We start from the raw sequence: 22,876 nt of genomic DNA on the forward strand, positions 1-22,876 counted from the left end.
GCTACGTCAGTTCGATGTCCAGATAATAGTGGCGTTGTCAGTGCAAGCGCCCGTCGCATCGCCCGGCGAAACCGGATAGTTGACGTTCTTTTGACCGATCGCCGCCGATTGCCAGTTTCCGCCGGCCGTCAACGTGTTGATACAGACGTCGCGTGGAACATTCGTGTATTTGACCGTGAACGCCTGTCCGGTTCCAGTCACCGTAACGGTACCGCCCCACGTGTTCGATACGGTATCGTTGGCGCCCGTAGGTAGCGTGCTAGGAAACACCTTCGCCGCAATCAGATTCGCGTTCATCGAATCCTTCCCGTAATTATTCACCTGCCCCATATAAAGCTTCTTCGTCCCCGTCTGAATCGCATTCAGCTCCTCCGCAAGCCGATTCGTATTCGCGCTGGAAAACGCCGACCCGAGCAGCGCGATCGCGCCGACGATCACGATCGCGGCAACGCCGAGATACGCGATGCTCTCGAGCAGCGATGCACCGCGCTCCTTGCGATGCCGCCGGCAAAACGCCGGTTCATGTCGATAAGCGGGATGATTAGCGAGTGGTTTCATCTGGTCTTCTCCTGAATTGAAATTGCGCGACGTCAATGCATCGCGCGCGTCATCGCGGCGATTTCCTGCTGGATACCGAAGAAGCCCGTCACGAGCCAGCCGATCAGCATCGCGAGCACGACGATCGCAATGCCGTTCAGCACGCGCATCTGCGCGGCGATCCGCGTGACGCCCTCTTCGAGCCATTCGTCGGCGAGCATCTTGAGCGCCGCGTCGAAGCCGCCGTACTCGGCGTAGATGCACAGATCCTCGACGATCTCGCGCGACGGAAAGTGATAGCCGGCGTTGAGCAGCGCCTCGCCGGCGTTGAGGCCCGACTTCACGCCGACCAGCGTGTCGTCGATCCGCTCGCGCAGCCACGGCCCCGCGACCGCGCCGATCTTGAGCAGCGCCTTCTCGACCGTGACGCCCGACGCCTGCAGCGCCGAGAACGCGATCAGGAAGCCGCTGCCCGTGACGAGCCGGTAGATCGAATAAGGCGGCACGCGGTCCGCTACGATGCGCAGCGGGCCGCGCCAGCGCGGCAGCGACCACGCGAGCGCGGCGAACACCGCGACGAGCAGCACGACCACCACAGGCATCCACCCCTGCACGAACTCCGACATCACGTACAACGAGCGCGCGGCGCCGTGCCAGTGCGTCGGATCGGCGATCATCGCGAACTTGGGGATCACGTGCGTGCCGAACAGGTACAGGTAGCCGATCACCATCACGACCAGCCCGACCGGATACGCGACGCCGCCCGTCACCGCGCGGCGGATCTTGCGGCCCGACTGCACGATGTCGGCCACCGACGCGAGCGCGTCCTCGATGCGCCCCGCCTGCTCGCCGGCCGCGATGATCATCTGCTCGGTCGCGGGCACCCACGTTTCCATCGCCTCGGACAGCATCCGGCCGTTCTGCACCGCAAGCCGCCAGTCGGACAGCACGATCGCGAGCGGCTCGCGCGGCTTGCGGCCCTCGCGCGACGCGCGCCATTCGAGCTCCTCGAGCACCTTGAGCAGCGGCAGCCCGTTGCCGAGCATCTTCGCGACCTTGCGGTACACGCGCAGCCGCTCGTCGGCGTTCAGGCTGAGCTTCGCCCAGCGGCGATTCAGCTCAAGTGCCATAACTCAGCCCGACGAGCGACAACTGCTGCCGCGCTTCGCCCGCCACCGGCGCGAGCGTGCCGACGATGCGCTCGACGCCGCGCGGATCGACGAGCCCCGCCGCGACCTTGCGCAGCGCGTGCTCGGCAAGCGTCATCCCGCCGAGCGTGCGAGTCCAGTATTCGAGCGCGCCGACCTTGTCGCCGTCGCGCAGGTATTCGAACAGCCGCGCATCGGGCAGGATCACTTCGGCCACCACCGTGCGGCCGATCGTGCCGACCGAACGGCAATGCTCGCAGCCGTCGCCCGCGATGCACACGTCGTGCAGCCGGCCGTCGAGCGCGAGCCGCAGCCGCGCGAACAGGCCCGGCTCGATCCGCTCCGGATGATCGACGAGCCGCAGCTTGCAATCCGGGCACAACAGCTTCACGAGACGCTGGCTGATGAGCCCGGAGACCACCGTGTGATCGGTGACCATCCGCGCGTGCAGGCCGAGATCGATCAGGCGGTCGGCGATCGCGAGCGCGCTGTTCGCATGCACCGTCGTCCACACCTGGTGGCCCGTCATCGACGCGCGCAGCGCCGTCTGCCCGGACGCGCGGTCGCGGATCTCGCCGATCATGATCGTGTCCGGATCGAGCCGCATCGCGTTCGTGATCGCCGCCGCGAACGCGAGCGCGCGCGCGTCCTCCGTCTGCGCATTCGCCACCGGCGTCTGCACCGCGCCGTCGATCGGATACTCGATCGGATCCTCGACCGTGATCACGTGCAGGCTGCCGCGCGACTCGTCGATCTGCGCGGCGAGCATGCGCTGCAGCGTCGTCGATTTGCCGGAGCCGGTCGGGCCGCTGATGATGTTCATCCCGTGCGGCTGCGCGCGCAGCGCGCGGAACGCCGCCACATGCTCGGGCGCGAAGCCGAGCGCCGCGAGATCGGTCGCGTCGCCCGCATCGTTGTACAACAGCCGCAGCACCATCAGGCTGCCGTCGCTCGTCGGCGTCGTCGCGATCCGCACGCCGTACAGGTCGTCCGGCAGCTTGTCGCGATCGCCGATGCTCGCGTCCTGCCGCTCGCTCGGCCGGTAGCTGTTGTCGGACACCGTCGTCATCGCGCCGTACAGCGTCGCGAGCAGCCGCTCGCCGTGCTCGCGCGTGTGCTCGTTCACGCGCGCGAGCTCGTTGTGGATCCGGAAGTAGACCTCGGTGCTGAAGCGGCGCACGCGGATATGGATGTCCGACGCGCGCTCGCGGCACGCACGGCCGATCAGCTCCTTCGCGAGCACCTGCATCACCGTGTGATCGAGCCGCTCGCCGCCGCCCGCGACATGCTGCCGGTACGCCTCGCGCACCTGCGTCAGCGTCGCGGCAGTCGGCCGGTACGGCCGGCCCATCCGGTCGAGCCGCGCGCGATACGACAGCACGAACGGGTTCATCTCGTGGCCGTCGGCGATCAGCAGGCGCCCGTCGTCGAACAGGCAGACGAACTTGCGCTCCTCGACGCTCGCGGCGAAGTCGCCCGCTTCGCTGACCGCACGCGGCTGCGCGGCGGCGGGCGCAGGCGGCGTCGCATGCGCGAACGCCGGCTCGGGTCGATGCGCGCCCCGGCTCATGAACCGCTCGCCGGCAGGGTGGGCTGCGTCGGCAGCGGCGGCGCCGCGTCGGCCGGCAGCGGCGGATTGCCCGCATAGGAAGACGACGGCGACGCCGTCGACAGCCGCATCGTGCGCCCGCGATTCGACACGACGACCGCGCGCGGCTCGATCGCGACGACGCGCCCGCCGTCCGGCAGCGCGTCACCGCGCTGCACCTCGAATTCCGCGCCGCCGTTCATCCGCAGCGTCGCGAACGCGCGCTTGCCGACGCCTTCGATCGCCGTCACCGTGAACTGCCCGGCAGCCGGCGCGCCGCCGCCGAGCACGCGCGCGAGCTGCGCGGTACGCTCGATCACTTGCTGCTGTGTCTCGAGCTTCTTCAGCTGCGCCTGCAGCAGCACCGTCTCGCTTTGCAGCTGCGTGAGCCGTGCGGCGGTCGCGCCGCTGTCGTCGAGCGACGCGGGCCCCGCCGCGCGCGCGGCGCCGGCGAGCAACGCCAGGCCCAGCACGCACGTCGTTCGGACACGACTATTTCGCATAGAGCACTCCTTCGAGAGTCCACTGGTTGTTCTGGTAAGCGATGCGCTGCACGCGCAGCCCCGGCACGTCGATCGCGCGCACGAACTCGGGCGGCGCCACGCCGCCGAGGTTCGCGGTGAGCCGGTACGTGCGCCACGCGGTCGCGGCGGCGGCCTGCTGCGCGAGATTCGCGAGCTGCGCCTGCGACGCCTGGCCGGGAAGCAGCTCGTCGAGTTTAGCGGCGGCATCGAGCCATTGGAGCCGCGACAGAAGTTGCGTCCTGACAGCCGAATCGTCGACGAGCGGCGTGTCCCCCGCGGCCGGCGCGACGAGCGGCACGTCGAGCGACGCGCGTTCGCCGTCGGTGTCGACAATTGCGTCGGGCTCCACGGCGAGCAGGTAGCGCACGTTCGAACCGTTGCGCGCCCATCCGTAGTGCGCGGTGCCCGGCGTGCATTCATAGCGGTCGAGCTGCCAGCCGCCCGGCGCGAGCCGGCCGAAGCTTGCGGCGCACGCACGCGCGAAGCCGACCGCGTCGGGCAGCGTCGCCCACGGGTGCGCGATCGGGCCGCCCTTCGCCTGCCGCGCGGCGAGCTCCGCGCGCACGCGTTCGAGCGCCGCCTCGCGTTCCTCGGCCTCGACCTTCGTGCGATGGTGCCAATACGCGAGCCCCGCGCCGGCCGCGACGCACACGACCGTCGCCGCGATCAGCGCGGCGCGCGGCGACAGGCGCCGCTCGACCGGCCGCAGCGCCCACCAGCGCTCGGTGCGCGGCCGGCCGCCGCGGCGCGGCAGCAGTTCGTCGAGGCGTTTCGGCTGGAAATTCTGGAACCCCTGCTTCTCGAGCTCCGGTTCGCCGATCACGACGTTCCAGCCGCCCCACGCATAGTCGGTATGCAGCCGTTCCAGCGCTTCGTCGCGCGTGCCGACCCAGTCGCCGTTCGGCATGAACGCGTGGTCGCGCACCGCGAAGTAGGCCCAGCGCCCGTCGGGCAGCGCGAACGCACCGAGCCAGTTCGGCGCGGGCTGGCGGCGGCCGTTGTAGAACGCGCCTTCGAGCGCGATCGCGCGCGACACCATCGCGCCGAGCGACAGATGCCCGGGCGCGAAGCCGTCGCGCGTGTTCGCATAGCCGGCCGCCGCGACGCCGCGATCGATCCGCAGCACCATCAGGTCGAACTTCAGCTTCTTCGCGAGCTCGACCGCTTCGGCGCGCAGCTCGTTGCGCCTCGACAGCGACTGCCAGAACAGGCCGCCGACAAAGCGCTGGCGGCCGATTTGAATCACCTGCGCGCTCATCGCCGGCTCCGTCAGGCGCCGCCGCGCTGCGTGACAGGCGTGATCAGGATCACGATCACCTCGCGCTGGCGCTGCGCCTCGTAGCCGCCGCCGAGCGCGATCATCTTCGGCGTGCCGACGCCGCGCTCGTCGAGCGAATCGTTCGCGCCTTCGTAGCCGCTGATGACGAGCGTCTCGCCCGACTTCATCGCGACCCGCTGCAGGAAGTTGCGCATGTCGACGTTGGGCGTCTGGATGCGCGTCGCGCCGCTGCCCGTGCTGCTCGACACGTCCTTCAGCTCGAGCAGCGACGAGATGTTGGTCGAGAACTGCAGCATCACGGTGCCGTCGTCGAGCACGTGCGGCAGCAGCGTCATGTTGAAGCCGGTCGTCACGGTGCCCGGCGTGAGCGCCGTCGACGAGCCGACGTTCGCGGTGTTCGTCGTCGACACCGACGCGAGGTAGCCCGTCTGCGTCGCGACCTGCACGGGCACCGGCTGGTTGTTGAGCGTCGTGACCGACGCCGACGTCTTGCGCCGCACCGTGCCCTGCTGCGACAGCGCGCGGATCAGCAGCTTCGTGCCGTTGAAGCGGCTCGTCGGGCTGAGCACGGTCGCGGCGAGATCGGCGGGCGACGTCAGCGCCGCCGGCTTGAACGGATTGGTGATGCCGAAACTCGCCGACATCGTCTTGTAGACGAGGCTCCAGTCGATCCCGTACGCGTCGCCCGCCTTCAGCGACACGCTGAGCACGGTCACGTTCAGCATCACCTGCCGCGACAGCGAGCGGTTCTGCTGCGTCATGAACGTGGCGACGCGCTCGAGCACGTCGGGCGTATCCGTCACCGAGATCGAGCCGGTGGCCGGCGACGACACCGAGCTGCCGTAGCGCGACAGCATCGACTGGATCGCGCTCTGCAGGCCGTTGAACACCGACAGCTGCGAATTCACCGCGGTGTTCGCCGTGTTGTTCGCGGTGAGGCCCGACGTGTTGCCGTTCCCGCCGTTCGTGCCGCCGCCCGAGCCGCCGGACTGCGAACCGCCCGACGTGCCGTCGCTCGTCGCGCCGCTCACGACCGACGCGTTCAGCGACGAATCGCCGGGAATCGCGTTGACCTGGAACGTGCGGGTATCGGTGAAGAAGAAGCGGATCGCGCCCTGCTCGTATTTCCAGAACACGCCGAAGCGCGCGCACGCCGCGTCGAGCAGGCCGCGCAGCGTGCCGCCCGTGTACAGGATCCGCGCCGGCGCGAACGACGTGCCGCCGCCCGCGTTGCCGCCGCCGGACGAGGCGCCGCCCGGCATGCCGGGCGGCAGCGGCGGCACCGAGCGCCCGCCCGCCGCGTCGAGGAACGCGGGCGCGCTGCGCGCGGCGCCGTCCGCGCCGCCGCCCTGCTGCGAACGCGCGGCCGCCTGCTGGGCGCTGGCGGCGACCTGGGTCGGCACCTGCGTGAGCCGCGTGATCTGCTCGGCGAATTCGGACAACGAAGAGACCGAGCGATCAAACGACGCCGGCTCGTCGAACAGCGACGGCAGCTGTTCGCCGTGCTGCAGCTTGACGGTACCCGCCGATACCCACAGCCCGTCGTTCACGACGACGGGCGACAGCGCATGCACGCTGTTGTCGCCGTCGAGTGCGCGCTTCACGAGCGCGCCGGATTCATTCGAATCGCGCTGCGTATCCCGTTCGATGCCGCTGCGCAGCCCGGTGCAGCCGCCCAGCAGCACGGCGGCCAGTAACGAAATGGCGAGAAAGATGCGCATCAGCCCGCTCCTTGCGCGACGACGCGCAACACATGATTGCCTTGATAGAGAATCGCCTGGATCGGCGTCGACGTACGGCCGAGGCTCGCGACGAGCGCCTGCAGCGCGTCCTCGAACGAGCCGCGCAGCGTCGCCTGCGCATCGATGCTGAAATCGACCGGCGCGTCCCACACGAGCTGCCAGCCCGCCGTGCGCGCCCAGCGCGACAAAACGCCGCGAATCGTGCCGTCGGAGGCGCGCACGTCCCAGGTGGGCAGGTTCGCCACCGGCGGCGGCACGGGCCGCGCGGCCGGGGCTGGCGTGGCGCCCGCCTGCGCCTGCGCCTGCGCCTGCGCTTGCGCTTGCGCCTGCGTTTGCGTTTGCGCCTGCGTTTGCGTTTGCGCCTGCGTTTGCGCTTGCGCCACCCGCGGCACGTCGCCGCGCTGCGCGGTCAGCGGCGCGTGATCGAAGCGCTCGGCAAATGGGCTGGCCGGTGCCGGCTCGGTGCCGGCGGGCGTGCCGCTCGCCGCGCAATCGGTTGCAAGAAGCGCGAACGCGATGAACGCGGCCGCGGCGACCGTAGCGCCGTGCATCATGATTGTCCTCGTTACTCGACTGCTGCCGTGCGCCGCTGGCCCCGCGCTTTGCCGCCCGATGACCCCGGATGTCGTGTCCGGCGCCTCGGGCCGCCTGCGCGGCCTCAATGGGCTTTCCGGACCCGGGATTAGCGCGGCTGTACATAATAGGTCTACGCACGCAGTCGCATTATTGAAGTGATTATTGCGCGGCAAATATACCCCGAACAGTTTGACAAAAGCTAGTTTGCGTGCAAAATTGAATAGACCATTCAAATTTCCCGCCCGCGCGTAATGCGCCGTCCTTTTCAATCACTCGAATCGCCATCAAGATGAACCAGCATGCTGCCGCCCCGCTGCGCGATCTCGCCGGCGAAGTGCTCGGCCTGATCGATCTGAAGCAGATGTTCACCGACATCCACATCGAGCAGGATCGCCCCGTCACGATCAAGACGCCGCGCGGCTGGGTCGAGACGAGCGACGAACCGGTGCTTCTCGACGACATGCGGCCGCTGCTCGACGCCATCGACGAGCACTGGGAGAGCGCGCTGCGTCAGGGCACGCTCGACCGCCCGTTCGTCCTCACGCGCTGCCGGCTGCGCTGCCACGTATATCGCGCGGGCGGCGGCCGCAAGATCGTGATCTCGATGCGCCGCCTGCCGCTCAAGCCGCTGCCCCTCGAGGAGCTCGGCCTGCCCGTCTACGTGCGCTCGATGCTCGACAACACGAAGGGCATCATCCTCGTCACCGGCCCGACGGGCTCGGGCAAGACGACGACGATCGCGTCGCTGCTCGAGCACATCAACGCGACGCGCAACACCCATATCGTCACGATCGAGGAGCCGATCGAATACTATCTGGAGCGCCGCCAGTCGATCATCTCGCAACGCGAAGTGCCGACCGATACGCCGAATTTCCCGCACGGGCTGCGCGAGGCGCTGCGGCAGAAGCCGGACGTCGTGATGGTCGGCGAGGTGCGCGACGCGCAGACGGCCGACACGCTGCTGCAGGCGGGCGAATCCGGGCATCTGGTGCTCGCGACGATGCACACGGGCAGCGCGGTCAGCGCGCTCAACAAGCTGCTGTCGTTCTTTCCAGTCGAGCAGCGCGACCGGCACGCGGTCGCGCTCGCCGAATCGCTGATCGGCATCGTCTGCCAGAGCCTCGTGCCGAGCGCGGACGGCGAAAGCCTCGTGCTCGCGAGCGAGCTGCTGTTCAACAACAACAACCAGGTCGCAAAGCTGATCGCGGATCCGGCCAAGCTGCACCTCGTCAACGAGTTCCTGCGGCGCCGCGAGGACAACATGTCGCGCTCGCTGAACGACGATCTCGCCGCGCTCGCGGCCCGCAGCCGGATCACGGCGAAGGACGCATTACGGGCGACTTACAATCGACTCGAACTGAATGAAATGATGCAGTCCATTGTTAATCGATAGACGTACGCAGCCGGGCCGGCATTTTTATCGCCGATCTAAAAACGAAAAAAAATCAGATAAACACGCACGGATCGCACGTTAATTGACCGGCCGCATTAATTTAAAAAGTCGCGCTCGATCGTGCGTATAAATCGTGCGCGATCGCCGTTTTAATAATGAGCGAAAATGGCATCAATTGCCGAGCAGGCGCGTTTGCGTGCTGAGGCCGAGGCCGGCCGACGGATGCGCGCGTGACGGCGCATGCGTGCGCGGCGCGGGCTTCGCGGTGGCCGGCGCACGGGCGACCGGGCTGGCGGGCGGCGGCGCAACGCGCGGCGTCACCAGGACGAGCCGCTGCTCGCCGCGCCCGTCGGCGGGCGGCAGCGCGAGCGCCGCGCATTCTCCTGCCGAGAGCGTCACGTCGGACACCGTGTCGCGCGACGGCGCGCCCCCGCTCGCCCAGCGCTCGACGATCCGCAGGTCGAGCGCGTAGCGGCCCGCCTGCGCGGTTTCGTGCGGCGTGATGCGCATCGCGAAGCCGTTGCGCTGCGCGTCGAGCGAGCGCGCATCGCCGTCGCCGGACGGCACGAACGCCTGCCGCAACCGGCCAAAATCGGCGCTGCCGTCGGGCAGCGTGAGCGTCGAGCCATCGGCGTCGATCGACGCGTCGCCGTGCGCGGCCAGTTCGGCGATGCGCGCACGGGCCGGCGCGCAGCCGTCCGGTGCGGGCGCGATCGCGACGCGCGGGGCGCCGGCCGCCTGCGTGCCGTCGCGCCACCGCAGCCCGAGCGCATCGAGCCGGGCGGGCGCCAGCGTCGCGCCGAACGCATCGATCCGGATCGGTGCCGGCAGCGTATCGAGCTGCGCGACAAGCCGCGCGTCGCGGGCGAGCCGCGCGGGCACGTCGCGGATCAGCACGGTGTTCGAGCGTGCGTCCGCGTCGACGATCGGCAGCGACGCGGTGAATTCGCGCACGCCCGGCACCGCGCGCGGCGCGAGGCCGTCCTGCTCGAACCGGCGGCGCAGCCGCGTCGCGAGGCCCGGCAGCGGCGCATCGTCATCTTCGCCGCTCACGAGCCGATCGGCCGCCGTGCGCGTGCGCAGCCGGAACGCCCGCGTCTCGGTGCGCACGCGCGCCTGCGCGGCCTCGTCCAGCGCGCGCGCGGCGGACAGCACCAGCGCGACATAGCGCGGCGGGCCGGCAACCCGCACGACCCGCGCCGCGTCGTCGTAGCCGGGCTGCCAGCGCGCATCGGCGATCCGCTGCCGCGCGAGCGTCGCGCGCAGCTCGGCCAGCGTCGCGTAGTTGAGCCGCACGGCCGCGCGCTCGAACGCAGCGGGCGCGACGAGTTGCAGCACCGCGCCGTCGTAGTACGACGCGAGCCCGCACGCCTGCGCGACCCGGTCGACGAAACGCTGCGGCGGCAGCGCGTCGCGCGCGTCGAACCGGCACGGCGTGTCTGTCTTGATGTCGATGGCGACGCCCGAGCGTCGGCTCAGCTCGCTCAACGCGTCGGCGGCGTTCACCGGCCCGACGCGATAGTCGAAGCGGGCGAGCGGCCACGTGAGCGGCACCGCGTGCAGCGCGGGCGCATGGCCCGCGAGCGCGAGCGCCAGCGCCAGCGCGGCAGCCGATGCGGCCGCACGCCGCGTCACGATGCGCGATCCGCCGGTTCCGCGTCCGCGCCCAGGTTCAGCCGATAGCCGGTCGCGTAAGCGGCCTGCACGGCCCAGCCGAGGCCCGCCGCCTTCAGCCGGCTGCGCAGCCGGCTCACGTACATGTCGACCGAGCGGGTCTGCGCGTTCGCTTCCGCGCCCCACACGAGCCGCAGCAGGTCCTGCCGCTGCACGACGGTGCCCGGATGCTCGGCCAGATGCCACAGGATGTCGAACTCCTTCGCGCTGAACGCATGCGACGCGCTGCCGTCGGACACGCTCAGCGTCGCGCGCGACAGCGTGTAGCCGCCGAGCTGCATGCGCCCGCTGTCGACCGACAGCGCCGCGAAGCGCCGCAGCAGCGCGCGTACGCGCGCGAGCAGCGTCTGTTTTTCGAGCGGCTTGATGAGGAAATCGTCCGCGCCGGCGTCGAGGATCTTCACGATGTCCTCTTCGTCCGAATGCACGGTCTGGAAGATCACGGGGACGATCGAGCGCGCGCGGCCGCGCACCCACGCGAGCAGCCGCTCGCCCGTCATCCCGGGCAGATCCCAGTCGAGCAGCAGCAAGTCGGCCCAGCTCTCGCCGAGGAAGCGGCGCGCGTCGAGGCCGTCGTCGAACGCCTCGACGCGGTAGCCCTCGGCCTTGAGCCAGGTGACGAGCAGCGTGCGCTGCACCGGATCGTCCTCGACGACGACGATCTGCTTGGGCTGCTGCACGTTGCGCTGCATGTTCGGTTCGGACATCGTGGAAATAGGGGTCGTCAAGCGAAAAAGAAAAAACGCGCGCGCGCTCAGCCGTCCGGCGCGACGCTCGCGCGCCAGCGCGCGACGCCTTCCGGCACGGCCGGCGGTACATCATGGGCCGCCGCCGGCGCAAGCATCGGCACGCGCAACACGAAGGTCGTGCCGACGCCGCGATTCGATTCGGCGTACAGCGTGCCCGCATGCGCGGCCGCCACCTGCGCGGCGAGCTGCAGCCCGAGGCCGAAGCCCATCGAGCCGCGCTTCGCGAGCGGCGCGAAATCGGTCATGCGCGCATCCGGCGCGAGGCCCGGCAGGCCGCCGGCCCAGTCGCGGATCGTCACTTCCGCATGCGCGTCGCGCACGTGCAGCCGGATCTCGACGCGCGCGCCCTGCCGCGACGCCTGCACCGCGTTGTCGACGAGGTTCTGCAGCGCGCGGGCGACGAACACGCGCGCGCCGCGCAGCCACAGCGGCGTGGCGTCGTCGAGCCACAGCTGCAGCGCGACGCCGCGATAGACGGCGCCCACTTCGAGCTTCGGCACGAGCTCGCGCAGCATCGTGCGCAGGTCGAAGCGCACGAAATGCCGTTGCCGGAGATCGTCCGCCGCCGACGCGACGAGGTAGTCCTGGCCGAGCAGCAGCGCGTGCCGCGCGAGCTGCTCGATCCGCCCGAGGCCGCCGCACGCGGCGAACGCGTCCGGATCGGCGTCGTGGAGCTGGGTCAGCGCGAGGATCGAATTCTGCGGCGAACGCAGGTCGTGCGCAAGAAAGCGCAGCGACGCGACGCGCTCGTCGAGCGCGCGCCGCAGCGGCGTGACATCGGCCACCGTGACCGTCGCGGCAATCTCCGGATCGTGCTCGACCCGCTGCAGCGTCAACCACAGGATCGCATCGTCGGTTTCGAATTCGAATCCTTGTTCGAGTGCGTCGAACAGCGCGGCGGCATCCGCGAGCGCCGCGCTCGCCGCATCGCCGAGCATCGCGCGCAGCGGCAGCCCGGCGGGCAGCGTGCGGCCGAACAGCGCGTGCGCACGCGCGGTGGCCGCGAGAATCGCGCCGTCATGGTCGAGCGCGAGCGTGCCCCATGCCTGCCTGGCCTGCATCACGTCGAAGATCCGGGCATCGGCCCGTGGCGGCACGCTCACGTTCTGCTCCGGCGGACGTCATGGTCCGCGAATGATTGGACGAGCCGCGGCGCGGCGGCGCAAGCGCGCAGTGTGACCCGATTCGAAAGCGCTTGTCCAGTGCCGCCGTGCCGCGTCGCCCGCACGATCAGAAGTCGGCCTTCTGGTCGATGTCGCCCGCGCTCACCGTCACTTCGTCCTGCGTGAACTCCATGTTGCCGCCCGCGCCGCGCTTGCCGACGTTCGCGTTCATCAACGGGTTGCCGCCCGTCTCGAGACGCTCCAGTTCCTTCGTCGCGCCGGAGTTCAGCTTCACGGTGCCGTCCTTGTCGACGACGCCGACCGAATTGCCGCTGCCGTTGTACAGGTTGCCCTGCGAGTCCATCTTCAGGTGCAACGCCTCGCCGCCTGCCTTCGTGTTCAGCTTCACGTCGCGCATGTCCTCGCCGGGCTTGCCGCCCGTCGTCGTGTGGTTCGTCGGGCTGTGGCCCCCCGTCGGCGTGTTGCCGCCTGTCGGCGAGTTGCCGGACGAATCGTCGCCGACGCTCGTGTCGTCGCCGTCGCCCGAATCGTCCTGCATCAGCAGCTCCTCGATTTCGTGGAGCAGTTCGTCGATCTTCTGATCGCGGCTGCTCGTCGGCTTCGACGACTGGTACTGCGCCGGATTGAGGGCATGGTTCGAAATGCCGTTAACGCTCATGACCGTCTCGCTATGAATGTGCATCGATTGAGGGAAAGGGAAAGGAACGCGCGCGGCCTTCGTGTGCCCGCGGTTCGACGACAAGCTTAGGCAGCATGCGCGCGGACGCCGCGCCGCGCGCGAAGCGGCGTCGCGGCGTCCGAAACGATCGGCCGTGGCGCGCTTGCCGCGGCGGCGCGCCACGCCGCGCTTCGTCACGGATGACGCCGCTTCGCACGCGCCGGCCGCGCGCGCGCGCATGGCGGCGATCATCGTCGACGGATCATCTCTACTCGACGCATCGCACCGACATGGCGATCAAACCGTGCAACAAGGCCGCCTTGCGCGCGCTGCTCTCGGTCTATTCGGCCGGGCTGCGCGCCAGCGCGCACGCCGACCTCGACGAATTGCTGCTCGCGCTGCGTGTGCTGCAGCCGCGCAACGCCGCGATCGACCTGTGCGACGTGCGGCTGCGGATCAGCCGGCGCGACTGGATCGGCGCGCTGCACATCCTGCGCACGCTCGAAGACCAGGAGCGCGGCACGCCGCTGTGCGCGGCGCTGCAGAGCTGGTGCCTGTATGCATTGCAGGACGACGACTGGCGGCGCTATGCGCAGACGGTGGTGCTGTCGGGGGATCGGGCGTCGACGGTGCTCGTCGGCCGGTTCCTGAAAGTGGACGCGCTCGCGGAAGGCGCCCGCATGCACGACGACGACGTCGCCGCGCGCATCTCGCTACTGCTGCGGCTCGATCGCTACCAGTGGGCGCGGCATGTGCACGCGAGCGGGATGGAGTGAAGCGGATGCATCGAAACGGGCGGGATCGTTCGACATCGGCGGCGCACGGTGCCGGCGCACGCGCGGATGCTCGCGGTCACGCCCCGTTCGAGGGTGCCCGCCCGAGCCGCCGGCTGCTCACGCCGCACGCTTCTCCGACGCCTGCGCGTCGTGCGCCGCCGCGCCCTCGCCCAACGGCATCGGCGCCTTCGTGATCGCGAACAGATAGCTGTCGCCCGCGCTCATCCCGAGATTCGGACGCGCCTCATAGTTCCGCACGACGCCCTCGCGAACGAAGCCGAGCTTCGGCATGAACGGCGCGGCGCGGCCCGTCACCGAGCAGAACGCCTCGATCCGGTAAACGCCGGGCTGTGCGATCAGCCAGTCGAGGAAGCTGCGCAGCATCTCCGACCATGCCCGCGTACGCACCCGCCCCGGCGCGAAGCTCGTCACGAGGCCGATTTCCATGCGCGGCAAACGGCCGTGCAGCTCGAGCGTGCCGATCAGGCGTCCGTCGCGCTTCTCGAACAGCCCCCAGCAGAAGAACGCGCCGCTGCGCCAGCCGTCGGCGAGACGGGCGATGCTTGCACGGGTTTCATCGACGCTGCGATGCGTCGGCCAGGGCAGATCGAGCGTCGTCGCCGGATCGCCGAACAGCGCGTCGAAGGCCTCGGGGGCGTCGTCGTCGGTGAGCGGGCGCAGGTGAAGGCGATCGGTTTCGATCAGCTCGGGCGGACGGATGGCGTTCATCGGGGGCTCCGGTTCAGGGAAGGGACGCGTCGATTGTCGGGCGCCGGCGCGCGGGTGCGCCGCGTGCATGCGAAGACGCGGTGACGGGCGCGAATCGCGATCGTGCGCGCCGCGCCGACGACGTTCGCGACGTTCGCGCGCGGGTGCGCCGCTTCGCGCCGCGGCCGCCCGCGGCGCACCGACCCCGTACAGTGCCACCGTGCGCCGACCCTGCCCGTCGCTCGACGGGACATGCGGCACACGCATTTCTACAGGAGCCGTATCGTGATTCGAACCGACGCCCGGTCCGTACCGACCACCACGAACGCGGGTCAAGCCGACCGCGCCGGCCTGTCCGGAGGCGCGAACAGCGCGGTCACGCTCAAGCGGAGCAACGCGATCCGCGCCAAGCCGCCGGGGCTGACGTCGTCGGGCAATCCGGTGCAGCGGGCGCGCATGTCGCACAAGCGCGGCGCCGTGCCGTCCAGCCAGTCGTCATCGGCGGCGGTCCGTTCCGATGCGTCAAAAGCCCAATCGCCGCCGAAGCCCGCCGACAAGCAGGCGTCGCTGCTCGAAGCCACGCCCGCCGAATTGCAGGCGGTCGCACATATTCCGGTTCTGCAGCCGGCCGTGCTTCATTCGGCGCCCTCGTACGAAGGCAACCTCATCGACCTGAGCGATCCGCCTTCGACGCCGAAGCCCGTCGGAACACCGCCGTCACTGCTCGAAGCGACACCCGATGAATTGCAGGCGGTCGCGCATCATCCGGTTCTGCAGCCGACCGCGCTTCATTCGACGCCCACACACGAAAGCAACCTCATCGACCTGAGCGACCCGCCTCCGACGCCCAAGCCCGCCGGAACACCGCCGTCACTGCTCGAAGCGACACCCGACGAATTGCAGGCGGTCGCGCATCATCCGGTTCTGCAGCCGACCGTGCTTCATTCAGCGCCCACACACGAAGGCAACCTCATCGACCTGAGCGACGCGCCTCCGACGCCCAAGCCCGTCGGAACACCGCCATCGTTGCTCGAAGCGACACCCGACGAATTGCAGGCAGTCGCGCATCATCCGGTTCTGCAACCGACCGCGCTGCATCCCACCCACGCACAGGAAGGCCATCTCATCGATCTGAGCGACGCGCCGCAGGCAACCGGCCCCGCACACGCGCAACCGGCGCCGTTCGGGGCCGCGCACGGATCGCACGGCGCCCCTGGTACGCCGGCATTCGCCGCATCCGGCATGCCGAGCCCCCAGCAGATCGAGCACGAGACCCGGCAGGCGATCGAGATGCAGCGCGCAGTCGGCTTCGCGAAACAGCTGCTGGCGGTGGCGGAGATGGTCAACAGCTTCAGGATGAAGCTGATCGACATGATCAGGAAGGCGGTGTCGTCGTAATGCGTGCCCGCGACACCGAAGCGATGCGGCGACGCGTCATGCATCGCCGCCCGCGTGTTCAACGGCCGGCCGTCTGCGACGGCGCTTCGTCGAACATGCGCCGATAGCCGTTGACGAGCGTCGACCGATGCTGGATACCCCAGCGGCTCGCGACCTCCAGCACGCTCGCCGCGCCCGGCGCATCGGACAGCAGCTCGCCACGAATCCGCTCCATCCGCTGGCGCCGGATCAGCTCGCTCGGCGACAGCCCGAGATAGGTCTTGAATGCCGCCTGCAGCGCGCGCTCGGTCACGTCGATGTGCGCGGCGATCTCCCGCACCGACAGGTCGCGCTGGTCGAGCCGCTCCATCAGGTAGCGATACGCGCGCCGGTACTTGCCGGGCAGCCGCGCGCTGACGTCGTCGCTCGGCGCGGCCGCCTGCGTGCCGCAGCGCGCGATCGCGAGCGCGGGCGCCAGCGCCGCGCCGTCCGAGCGCACGTGCCGCACCGATGCGAGCGCATAACGCGCATACAGCGACGACGATTCGCGAATCCGCCCCTGCTGCTCGCGCACCTTCGCCGCGCAATACAGGTAGTCGAGCGTCCAGCGCACGTGCGAGCCGCAGCGCCCGGCCGCGTCGCGATACGGCGCGATCATCGTGTCCGCGACGTTCGGCGCCTGGCCGGCGAGCGCCGCGAGCGCGACTTCCAGGCGCACGCTGCGCTGGTAATCGACGAGCCCGGCCTTTGCGCACCAGCTCACGTGCGCGTCGATCTGCGCGAGCGCCGCGTGGTCGCCGGATGCGAGCGCGCACGCCTGCCGCAGGTAGTCGACGCGCATCCGCAGCAGCGGCAGCGCATCGGCGCCCACCGCCGGCGCAGCGGTTTCCGCGAACGCCGACAACGGCATATCGGCGAGCGCGGAGCGCCAGTAGACATGGTCGCCGAGCGCATCGGCGCGGCCGATCCGGTATTGCAGCAGCAAGTCCGCGCGCAGCGCGCCCGCGAGCGGCTGCCAGCGCGGATCGGCGTCGCGGGCGGCGGCGTCGAGCACGTCGAGCGCCGCCATCGCGTCCTCGGCGCGGCCGAGATGATGCATGACGACGCACTCGCCGACGAGGCTCTCGAGCTTCTGCGCGGCGCTCGCCGCACGATCGTCGGCAATCCGCCGGAAGCCCGCCTGCGCGACGCCGAAGCGGTTCTGGAAGAATGCCTGCCAGCTCGCGTTGCGGCAGGTCATCACGCGCGTCTGGTCGCGCGAATCGCGCAGCAGCTTCTGCGCGCGGCGGAACGTTTCCTCGGCTTCCTCGAAACGGCCGAGCACGAGCTGGATGTCCGCGTACGCGTGAACATCGCGCACGTCGGCGGCCGCATCGCCCGGCTCGGCTTCGCAGCGCGCGGCGACGAGCGCGGCCGCGTCGGCGAAGCGGCCGTCGAGCACGCGCGCCGGATAGGCGTCGGTCGACGACGGATTGGCGAGCGCGGCGGCGGCGGCGAAATAGAGTGTCGAAAACATGGCGGATCCTCTCGGCAAGCGGGTTCGAATACGAAGGGTTCGGGCTCGATCCGCGCGCCGTGCCGCCGCTTGGTACGGGGCGCAGCGCGTGGATGCGTGCCGCTATCGTCTCGTTCGCGCCGGATCCGCGCAGCAGTTTGTGACGTTCCGTTACGATTGGGCTACCCGTAGGGCTCGCCCGTCGGGTCTCCCCTTCGCGCGCGCCGGCCGCCACGCGCTTGCCGCTACACCCGCAGCCAGAAGTATTCGCCGGACGCGATGCCGCCGAACATCTCGTCGCCCGATTCGATGATGTTCTGCCGCCAGTAGCGGCCGTGCTCCGCGTAGTGCGCGAACAGGTTGGCGACCGTCTCGCCCGTCACGTCCGGCGTGAGCGGCAGCCGCATCAGCAGCACGATGCTGCCCGTATCCGCGTCGATCCCGAGCTGCGCCTGGTCCTGCGCATAGATCAGCAGGTTCGCCTCGAGCAGCAGCCGGTACACCGCGAGCGTGCGGCCCGCGCTGACGATCCCGAAATGGAAGTTCACGTACATCGACTCGGGATCCTCGTCGAAATACTCGATGCGCACATCGAAGCCCTCGACGTCGATCGTGCGCGTCTCGAGCACGTATTCGACGTCCGGCAGATCGACGATCGCGCACACCTCCGTGATGACCTGCACATAACGTTCCCAACTCATGACCGTTCCACCCCGGTATCCGGCTGCCGAAAAGAAACCAGCCGGCGCTCGCGCGCCGGCCGGACAACACGATGCCGAACGGCAACCGGCTTACTGCGCCGGCTTCGACGCGTCGGAGACCATCTTCGTCGCCTGCTTCTTCACGTCGTTCTCCGCCTTCGTCATTTCCTGCATCTGCTGCAGCTTCGTCGCCGCTTTCGAAAACGCGATGCCTGCCATCGTGTCCTTGGTCATTTCGCCCAGCGCACCGCCTACCAATGCCGACATGATTACTCTCCTGAATGTGCGTGATTCGTTCACGCGTTGACAAAGATCCGGCCCGCCGCCCGACCGGGCGACTCGCCGCTTTTTTGCCGCGCAGCGCGCGGCGAAACCGTGGCCGCTATGCGGCCGTCATGTTCGCGTCGTGCAGCGTCGCGACGATCCGCTGCGCCGCCAGCAGCCCGCGATAGATCTTCTGCATCGCGTCGCGATCGAAATCGCTCGCCGCCTGCGCGGTGGCCGCGCTCACCCGCTCGGCCGTCTCGCCGAGCGCCTGGCGCAGCGTGCCGATCCGCATTGCCGCGTCGGGTGCGCCAAGCGCCTGCTCGAGCGGCCCGCATGCGTCCGCTGCCTGTTCCAATGCTTCGTACATGCTGCTTCTCCTGTCAGTTGAGGTCCGGCGCGCCGTCAGCCGGCGCGCCCGCAAACACATGCTTCACGCCGTCCGGCGTCTCGATGTAGCGCACATCGCCGATCTCGAGCATCCCCGAGTACGCAACCGGCACCGGCGCGTCGCCGGACTGGCGCGCATCGACGTCGATCGCCCGCACGTTCGGCCCGACGTCCGCGCGCACCCGCTCGACCGCCGCGCGCAGCCGCGCGACGTCCGGCACGACGCCCGACACCCGGAAGCGCCCCTGCCCCGCATACGCGACCGTCGCGCCCGACACGCCGAGCGATTCGCCGATGCTCTGCGCATCGTCCTGCGCGACGTCGTACTGGCGCTCGACGCGGTGCGCGGCGAGCCGGTCGAGCAGCTTGCGCGCGGCCAGATCGTCGGCGGGCGTCGCGACCATCCCGGTGACGGCGACCATCGCGCCGCGCGGCGCGGCATGCAGCTCCGCGTAGCCCGCGCCTTTGAGCGCCGCGCCCAGGCGGTTCGCGAGCGCGTCGGCGGTCTCGACCGGCGGCGGCGCACCCGGATGCGCGCTCGCCAGCATCGCGCCCATCGCGAGCAGCCCGGCGACGAGCGCGCCGCCTGCCGCCGCGCACGCCGCGAGCTTGCGCTGCGCGCCGCGCCGCGCCGCATCGGCGCCGGGCGGCGGCGCCCACAGCGTCGCGAGCAGTTCGAGATCGCCCGGCCACGCGCCGTCGGCCGGCCCGACGCAAAGCGCGGTCTCGCCGAACGGCACCGGCACGAAGTCGAGCATCAGCAGCGGCGAGCCGTCCGCGTCGAACGGATCGGCGGCCGTCTCCGGCGGCACCGGCGTCGCGCGCCGCGCGCACGTCACGCCCTGCGCATCGATCGACAGCAGCAGATCGCCGTCGCGCCAGTCGGTGATGCGAATCTCCGCGTCCTCGCCCGCGCCGATCCGGTGCTCGCCCGCGTCGAGCGCGATTTCCGCGCCGGCGTGCAGCCCGGTCAGGATTCGCAGCAGCTTCATCGGTGGCTCCTTTACGTTGCGTGGTGCGGTTCACTTGCGTCGGCCGAATCGATCGCACTGCATCGTTCGTCCATGTAGCCAGAATAGTTCGATGCGGCCTCGCAGTTGCTTCGTCATGCGAATTCATCGCCGCATTTGCGAAGCGCCGCGACGCTCACGCATTCGGCCGCTGCGCGACCGACACGCCGCCGCGCAGCGTCTCGACGCTCGCGATCGCGCGTGCGAGCTGCGGGTTCGTCGACGGGCGCTCCGCGTTGAACACGAGCAGCGGCAGCAACAGATAGTGCGTGCGCGCGCGCTCGCTGCGCGCGACCGACGCATCGCGCGGCGCGCCGCCCGCGCTTTGCATCGCGTCGAGCAGCACCTGCTTGACGCCGCTCCAGCCGATCGGCGTCAACGGGCCGCTGCGCAGGCGCGCGGCGAGCAGATCCGCCTGGTGATTCAGCAGCGCGGCCGTGACGTGCGCGCCGGGCTGCGCATCGACGCGCCGGCCGAGCTGGAGCAGCGTGTCGGCCCACAGGTGCCGCAGCGCATGCTCGCGCTGCGCCGCATCGGCGAGCGTGCGGGCGATGTCGCTCAGCGCGCGCTGCGCGGGTGCGGGCGCGGAAGCGGGCCGCGCCCGCGCCATGCGCACGCGCGGCAGCACAGCGACCGTCCCCTGTTCGCCGTCGCGCTCGTCCTGATCGCGCTGCTGCCCGCCGCCGCCCTGCCCGCCCGAATGCCGGTCGTGCTCGTCATGCGGCGCGACGTGCGCGTGCGGCAGCGTCGATTCGTCGCCGCCGTCGAACGATTCGTCCTGGCTCTCGGCGCGGCGACGCCGGCGCGAGCCCGCCGCGGCCGTCTTCGGGCGCGGCTTGAGCTTCGCGAGCATCTGGTTGCGCGCGGCGAGCGCGATCGCCTGATAGCCGTTCGAATAAGTGAAGCGCGTGCCGTACTTGCCATAGGTGGTCGCGGTGCGCGCGCGCACCGGCCGGCGTCGCCGCGGATCGGGCTTCGGCGCGTGAATCGCCTGCGCACTCGCATGCGTCACGCGGCTCACGACGGCACCGCCGCGGAAAGAAGCTGCTGCGCGAAATGCAGGATCTCGGCGGCCGCCCACGGCCCGGCGACCGCGACGGTCACCGTCACCGCGACGAGCTTCACGCCGTACGAGATGCTCTGCTCCTGCAGCGACGTGATCGCCTGCAGGAACGAGATCGCGAGCCCGGATGCGGCCGCGACGAGCACGACGGGCAGCGAGATGTAGAGGCATAGCATCATGCCTTGCGACGTGAGCCGGATCAGGTCGTCGATGTCCATCGATGAATCTCCTCGGGATCGGGAAACGGGAATGGCGATTCAGGCATAGGTCAGCACGAGGCCGTGCACGAGCGTCGACCAGCCGTCCATCACGACGAACAGCATCAGCTTGAACGGAATCGCGACGTTGGTCGGCTGCACCTGGTTCATCCCCATCGACATCAGCACGTTCGCGATCACGAGATCGACGATGATGAACGCGATGTACAGGATGAAGCCGATGCGGAACGCGTCGGTCATCTGCGCGAGCGTGAACGCGGGCGCGAGCACGATCAGGTCGTCCTCGCGCAGCTGCGCGGCCGCGGCCTTCGGCCAGACCACCGACGCGGAGCGCAGGAAGAAGCGCTTCTCGCGCTCGCGCGAGTGCGCGGCGAGGAACTGGCGGAACGGCTCCTTCGCCGCGCCGAACGCCTGCAGCATCGCCTGCGTCGGCTGCGGCGACAGCGCCTGCCCCTGCAGCTGCTGCTGCGCGGCGAAGCCGATCGGCGCCATGATGTACAGCGACACGAGGATCGCGATGCCGTTCAGCACCATGTTCGGCGGCACCTGCTGCACGCCGAGCGCGTTGCGCAGCAGGCCGAGCACGACGACGATCTTCGCGTACGACGTGACCACCATCGCGATGAACGGCACCATGCTCATCACGAGCACGGCGATCAGCAGGCCGGTGATGTCGTTAAACTGAACCATCGTCGCCTGCCATCCGGTCGATCCGCACGCCGAGATGCGCGCCCACCGCGACGAGCCGGCCGCCGCCGATCGCCTGGCCGTATGCGACGAGCCGCACCGGCACGTCGCGCGCGGCGAGCGGCAGTTCGAGCACGTAGCCCGGCCGCAGCGCGGCCAGCTCGGCGATCGACAGCGACAGCGTGTCGATCTCGACGTGCACGGGCAGGTCGACGTCGCCGAGGCTCGCCCGCTCGGGCGCGGCGCCCGGCGTATCGGCGTCCGGCGTATCGGCCTGTGAATCGGCTCGTGAATCTGCGGGCGAATCCGCCGGCAGGTCGCCCGCGACGATCGGCTCGTCGAGATCGTCGGCGGTATCGGGTGTATCGATCATCGTCATCGTGGTTCCCTCGATCAGAACGGTTGCATGCCATTGCGTCGCGCGACGCGCGCCCCACCATGCGTGCAGCGGGCCCGCCCGCGCGGCGCCGAGCGCGGCCGGCGCCAGATCCAGCAGCACGTCGCCCGGCCGCAGGCTGCGCAGCACCGCGAGCGGCAGCCTGCGCGAGCCGAGCCGCACCCGGCCGGGCAGGCGCACGCGCGCGAGCAGGCCCGCGGCGTCATGTGTCCGCTCGCCGCGCAGCCGGGCCGCGAGCGCGTCGAGCCACGGCATCTGTGCATCGAGCAGCGCGCAGCGCATCGGCGCGCCGTCGAGCGCGAACGACAGCACGCAGCGGGCCGCGTCGAGCGCCGCCGCATTCACGGCGCGCAGCCCGCCGATCGTCACGCCGTCTAGCCCCGCCGCCGCGAACGCGGCGACGAGCGGCGCGAGCAAGGCCGACGCGAGCGCCGTGCGCAGCGACACGCTGGCATCGCCGCGCGCGTCGAGCGCCGGTGCGGCCACGACGTCGAGCGCCGGAAACGCCGCGAGATCGATCGCGACGCGCGCGGTCGCGCCGTTCAGCCGCAGCTCCAGCACGCCGGGGCGCTCGAAGCGCGGCCGCTCGTCCAGCGCCGCGCGCCAGCCGGACATCGCCGGGAAGCGCGCGAGCCACGCGGCGAGCCGCGCGTCGGCGACGATGCGCGCGAGCGCCGCGCCGAACGCGCTGCATGCGGGCAGCGGCAGCGCTGCATCGATATCGCGCGGCGCCGCGGTGTCGGGTTCCAGTTCGATCGGCTCGGTATCCATCGTCGCGATTGGTCGGGTTCGGTTGCG

The 22,876-nt window shown here is 70.1% G+C and carries 23 protein-coding genes and 1 pseudogene; 3 read left to right on the top strand and 21 right to left on the bottom strand.

Translation table 11 applies throughout. The features are described 5' to 3' along the window. Nucleotides 1-6: 6 nt before the first annotated feature. From ABFO07_RS33630 to ABFO07_RS33660, 7 genes are read right to left on the bottom strand one after another with little or no spacing between them, the layout of a single operon-like run. Entirely contained in the window at nt 7-558 is a 552-nt protein-coding gene (locus ABFO07_RS33630; protein ID WP_059959488.1) for a type 4 pilus major pilin, read from the bottom strand. A gap of 32 nt (nt 559-590) precedes the next feature. Continuing rightward, on the bottom strand, nt 591-1,667 hold the full coding sequence (locus tag ABFO07_RS33635; protein ID WP_059557821.1) for a type II secretion system F family protein: 1,077 nt from the start codon (nt 1,665-1,667) through the stop codon (nt 591-593). Next, the gene (locus ABFO07_RS33640) at nt 1,657-3,255 is read right to left on the bottom strand and encodes a GspE/PulE family protein (protein ID WP_059891639.1); all 1,599 of its coding nucleotides are present in this window, start codon (nt 3,253-3,255) and stop codon (nt 1,657-1,659) included. Before ABFO07_RS33640 ends, ABFO07_RS33635 begins: the two co-directional genes overlap by 11 nt. Further along, a complete protein-coding gene (gene pilP / locus ABFO07_RS33645) occupies nt 3,252-3,776 on the bottom strand; it encodes a type IV pilus biogenesis protein PilP (RefSeq protein ID WP_347469771.1) in 525 nt (174 codons plus the stop codon). The genes ABFO07_RS33640 and pilP overlap by 4 nt, the downstream gene beginning before the upstream one ends. Further along, nucleotides 3,766-5,055, bottom strand: a complete 1,290-nt coding sequence (gene pilO2, locus ABFO07_RS33650) for a type 4b pilus protein PilO2 (protein ID WP_059810036.1) — start codon at nt 5,053-5,055, stop codon at nt 3,766-3,768. Before pilO2 ends, pilP begins: the two co-directional genes overlap by 11 nt. Nucleotides 5,056-5,066: 11 nt before the next feature. After that, the gene (locus tag ABFO07_RS33655) at nt 5,067-6,797 is read right to left on the bottom strand and encodes a PilN family type IVB pilus formation outer membrane protein (protein WP_347469772.1); all 1,731 of its coding nucleotides are present in this window, start codon (nt 6,795-6,797) and stop codon (nt 5,067-5,069) included. Beyond that, entirely contained in the window at nt 6,797-7,372 is a 576-nt protein-coding gene (locus tag ABFO07_RS33660; protein ID WP_347469773.1) for a toxin co-regulated pilus biosynthesis Q family protein, read from the bottom strand. The genes ABFO07_RS33655 and ABFO07_RS33660 overlap by 1 nt, the downstream gene beginning before the upstream one ends. 311 nt (nt 7,373-7,683) lie before the next feature. Between ABFO07_RS33660 and ABFO07_RS33665 the strand changes: the two genes are divergently transcribed. Continuing rightward, complete coding sequence (locus tag ABFO07_RS33665; RefSeq protein WP_059959495.1) at nt 7,684-8,787, top strand: type IV pilus twitching motility protein PilT; 1,104 nt, start codon at nt 7,684-7,686, stop codon at nt 8,785-8,787. A gap of 171 nt (nt 8,788-8,958) precedes the next feature. Here ABFO07_RS33665 and ABFO07_RS33670 read toward each other — a convergent pair whose 3' ends face one another. From ABFO07_RS33670 to ABFO07_RS33685, 4 genes are all read right to left on the bottom strand, one after another. Then, nucleotides 8,959-10,422: a secretin N-terminal domain-containing protein gene (locus ABFO07_RS33670; protein ID WP_124490488.1), complete on the bottom strand. Its 1,464-nt coding sequence runs from the start codon at nt 10,420-10,422 to the stop codon at nt 8,959-8,961. Further along, nucleotides 10,419-11,168 (bottom strand): response regulator transcription factor, encoded by a 750-nt coding sequence (locus tag ABFO07_RS33675; RefSeq protein ID WP_059810028.1) that lies wholly within the window; start codon nt 11,166-11,168, stop codon nt 10,419-10,421. The genes ABFO07_RS33670 and ABFO07_RS33675 overlap by 4 nt, the downstream gene beginning before the upstream one ends. 47 nt (nt 11,169-11,215) lie before the next feature. After that, on the bottom strand, nt 11,216-12,307 hold the full coding sequence (locus ABFO07_RS33680) for a sensor histidine kinase (RefSeq protein WP_060015054.1): 1,092 nt from the start codon (nt 12,305-12,307) through the stop codon (nt 11,216-11,218). 133 nt (nt 12,308-12,440) lie between these two features. Next, nucleotides 12,441-12,992: a hypothetical protein gene (locus ABFO07_RS33685; protein ID WP_347469774.1), complete on the bottom strand. Its 552-nt coding sequence runs from the start codon at nt 12,990-12,992 to the stop codon at nt 12,441-12,443. A gap of 290 nt (nt 12,993-13,282) precedes the next feature. Here ABFO07_RS33685 and ABFO07_RS33690 point away from each other — a divergent pair, with 290 nt between their 5' ends. Further along, on the top strand, nt 13,283-13,768 hold the full coding sequence (locus tag ABFO07_RS33690; RefSeq protein ID WP_059557840.1) for an HrpB1 family type III secretion system apparatus protein: 486 nt from the start codon (nt 13,283-13,285) through the stop codon (nt 13,766-13,768). Nucleotides 13,769-13,885: 117 nt separating this feature from the next. Here ABFO07_RS33690 and ABFO07_RS33695 read toward each other — a convergent pair whose 3' ends face one another. After that, nucleotides 13,886-14,497, bottom strand: a complete 612-nt coding sequence (locus tag ABFO07_RS33695; RefSeq protein WP_059810026.1) for a GNAT family N-acetyltransferase — start codon at nt 14,495-14,497, stop codon at nt 13,886-13,888. Nucleotides 14,498-15,280: 783 nt separating this feature from the next. On the opposite strand from ABFO07_RS33695, the pseudogene ABFO07_RS34830 reads away from it, so the two are divergent. After that, nucleotides 15,281-15,874: pseudogene (locus ABFO07_RS34830) on the top strand (hypothetical protein); the annotation flags it as partial. A 58-nt stretch (nt 15,875-15,932) separates the two neighbouring features. Here ABFO07_RS34830 and ABFO07_RS33705 read toward each other — a convergent pair. From ABFO07_RS33705 to sctQ, 9 genes are all read right to left on the bottom strand, one after another. Further along, nucleotides 15,933-17,369 (bottom strand): helix-turn-helix transcriptional regulator, encoded by a 1,437-nt coding sequence (locus tag ABFO07_RS33705; RefSeq protein WP_059557843.1) that lies wholly within the window; start codon nt 17,367-17,369, stop codon nt 15,933-15,935. A gap of 224 nt (nt 17,370-17,593) precedes the next feature. Continuing rightward, the gene (locus ABFO07_RS33710; RefSeq protein ID WP_059810021.1) at nt 17,594-18,049 is read right to left on the bottom strand and encodes a CesT family type III secretion system chaperone; all 456 of its coding nucleotides are present in this window, start codon (nt 18,047-18,049) and stop codon (nt 17,594-17,596) included. A gap of 90 nt (nt 18,050-18,139) precedes the next feature. Then, nucleotides 18,140-18,316, bottom strand: coding sequence for a hypothetical protein (locus ABFO07_RS33715; protein ID WP_006762820.1), 177 nt, complete (start codon nt 18,314-18,316; stop codon nt 18,140-18,142). A 115-nt stretch (nt 18,317-18,431) separates the two neighbouring features. Next, on the bottom strand, nt 18,432-18,683 hold the full coding sequence (locus tag ABFO07_RS33720; RefSeq protein WP_059557848.1) for a hypothetical protein: 252 nt from the start codon (nt 18,681-18,683) through the stop codon (nt 18,432-18,434). A 13-nt stretch (nt 18,684-18,696) separates the two neighbouring features. Further along, complete coding sequence (hrpD5, locus tag ABFO07_RS33725; RefSeq protein WP_059993489.1) at nt 18,697-19,695, bottom strand: HrpD5 family protein; 999 nt, start codon at nt 19,693-19,695, stop codon at nt 18,697-18,699. A gap of 154 nt (nt 19,696-19,849) precedes the next feature. After that, a complete protein-coding gene (locus ABFO07_RS33730; RefSeq protein ID WP_347469779.1) occupies nt 19,850-20,734 on the bottom strand; it encodes a type III secretion system protein in 885 nt (294 codons plus the stop codon). Next, on the bottom strand, nt 20,731-20,994 hold the full coding sequence (gene sctS / locus ABFO07_RS33735) for a type III secretion system export apparatus subunit SctS (RefSeq protein WP_059557854.1): 264 nt from the start codon (nt 20,992-20,994) through the stop codon (nt 20,731-20,733). Before sctS ends, ABFO07_RS33730 begins: the two co-directional genes overlap by 4 nt. Before the next feature lie 39 nt (nt 20,995-21,033). Continuing rightward, nucleotides 21,034-21,684 (bottom strand): type III secretion system export apparatus subunit SctR, encoded by a 651-nt coding sequence (gene sctR, locus ABFO07_RS33740; RefSeq protein ID WP_059557856.1) that lies wholly within the window; start codon nt 21,682-21,684, stop codon nt 21,034-21,036. After that, entirely contained in the window at nt 21,671-22,849 is a 1,179-nt protein-coding gene (sctQ, locus tag ABFO07_RS33745) for a type III secretion system cytoplasmic ring protein SctQ (RefSeq protein ID WP_347469781.1), read from the bottom strand. The genes sctR and sctQ overlap by 14 nt, the downstream gene beginning before the upstream one ends. Between the last annotated feature and the right edge of the window lie 27 nt (nt 22,850-22,876).

This window comes from Burkholderia stagnalis (genome assembly GCF_039848545.1).
In the GTDB taxonomy this organism is placed as follows: Bacteria; Pseudomonadota; Gammaproteobacteria; order Burkholderiales; family Burkholderiaceae; genus Burkholderia; species Burkholderia stagnalis.

Coding starts and splice junctions, on each gene's coding strand:
- ABFO07_RS33630 (WP_059959488.1), bottom strand. CDS start 558: ATGAAACCACTCGCTAATCATCCCGCTTATCGACATGAACCGGCGTTT.
- sctQ (WP_347469781.1), bottom strand. CDS start 22,849: ATGGATACCGAGCCGATCGAACTGGAACCCGACACCGCGGCGCCGCGC.
- ABFO07_RS33660 (WP_347469773.1), bottom strand. CDS start 7,372: ATGATGCACGGCGCTACGGTCGCCGCGGCCGCGTTCATCGCGTTCGCG.
- ABFO07_RS33690 (WP_059557840.1), top strand. CDS start 13,283: ATGGCGATCAAACCGTGCAACAAGGCCGCCTTGCGCGCGCTGCTCTCG.
- ABFO07_RS33675 (WP_059810028.1), bottom strand. CDS start 11,168: ATGTCCGAACCGAACATGCAGCGCAACGTGCAGCAGCCCAAGCAGATC.
- ABFO07_RS33685 (WP_347469774.1), bottom strand. CDS start 12,992: ATGAGCGTTAACGGCATTTCGAACCATGCCCTCAATCCGGCGCAGTAC.
- pilP (WP_347469771.1), bottom strand. CDS start 3,776: ATGCGAAATAGTCGTGTCCGAACGACGTGCGTGCTGGGCCTGGCGTTG.
- pilO2 (WP_059810036.1), bottom strand. CDS start 5,055: ATGAGCGCGCAGGTGATTCAAATCGGCCGCCAGCGCTTTGTCGGCGGC.
- ABFO07_RS33720 (WP_059557848.1), bottom strand. CDS start 18,683: ATGTACGAAGCATTGGAACAGGCAGCGGACGCATGCGGGCCGCTCGAG.
- ABFO07_RS33710 (WP_059810021.1), bottom strand. CDS start 18,049: ATGAGTTGGGAACGTTATGTGCAGGTCATCACGGAGGTGTGCGCGATC.
- ABFO07_RS33695 (WP_059810026.1), bottom strand. CDS start 14,497: ATGAACGCCATCCGTCCGCCCGAGCTGATCGAAACCGATCGCCTTCAC.
- ABFO07_RS33705 (WP_059557843.1), bottom strand. CDS start 17,369: ATGTTTTCGACACTCTATTTCGCCGCCGCCGCCGCGCTCGCCAATCCG.
- ABFO07_RS33635 (WP_059557821.1), bottom strand. CDS start 1,667: ATGGCACTTGAGCTGAATCGCCGCTGGGCGAAGCTCAGCCTGAACGCC.
- ABFO07_RS33715 (WP_006762820.1), bottom strand. CDS start 18,316: ATGTCGGCATTGGTAGGCGGTGCGCTGGGCGAAATGACCAAGGACACG.
- ABFO07_RS33655 (WP_347469772.1), bottom strand. CDS start 6,797: ATGCGCATCTTTCTCGCCATTTCGTTACTGGCCGCCGTGCTGCTGGGC.
- sctS (WP_059557854.1), bottom strand. CDS start 20,994: ATGGACATCGACGACCTGATCCGGCTCACGTCGCAAGGCATGATGCTA.
- hrpD5 (WP_059993489.1), bottom strand. CDS start 19,695: ATGAAGCTGCTGCGAATCCTGACCGGGCTGCACGCCGGCGCGGAAATC.
- ABFO07_RS33640 (WP_059891639.1), bottom strand. CDS start 3,255: ATGAGCCGGGGCGCGCATCGACCCGAGCCGGCGTTCGCGCATGCGACG.
- ABFO07_RS33665 (WP_059959495.1), top strand. CDS start 7,684: ATGAACCAGCATGCTGCCGCCCCGCTGCGCGATCTCGCCGGCGAAGTG.
- sctR (WP_059557856.1), bottom strand. CDS start 21,684: ATGGTTCAGTTTAACGACATCACCGGCCTGCTGATCGCCGTGCTCGTG.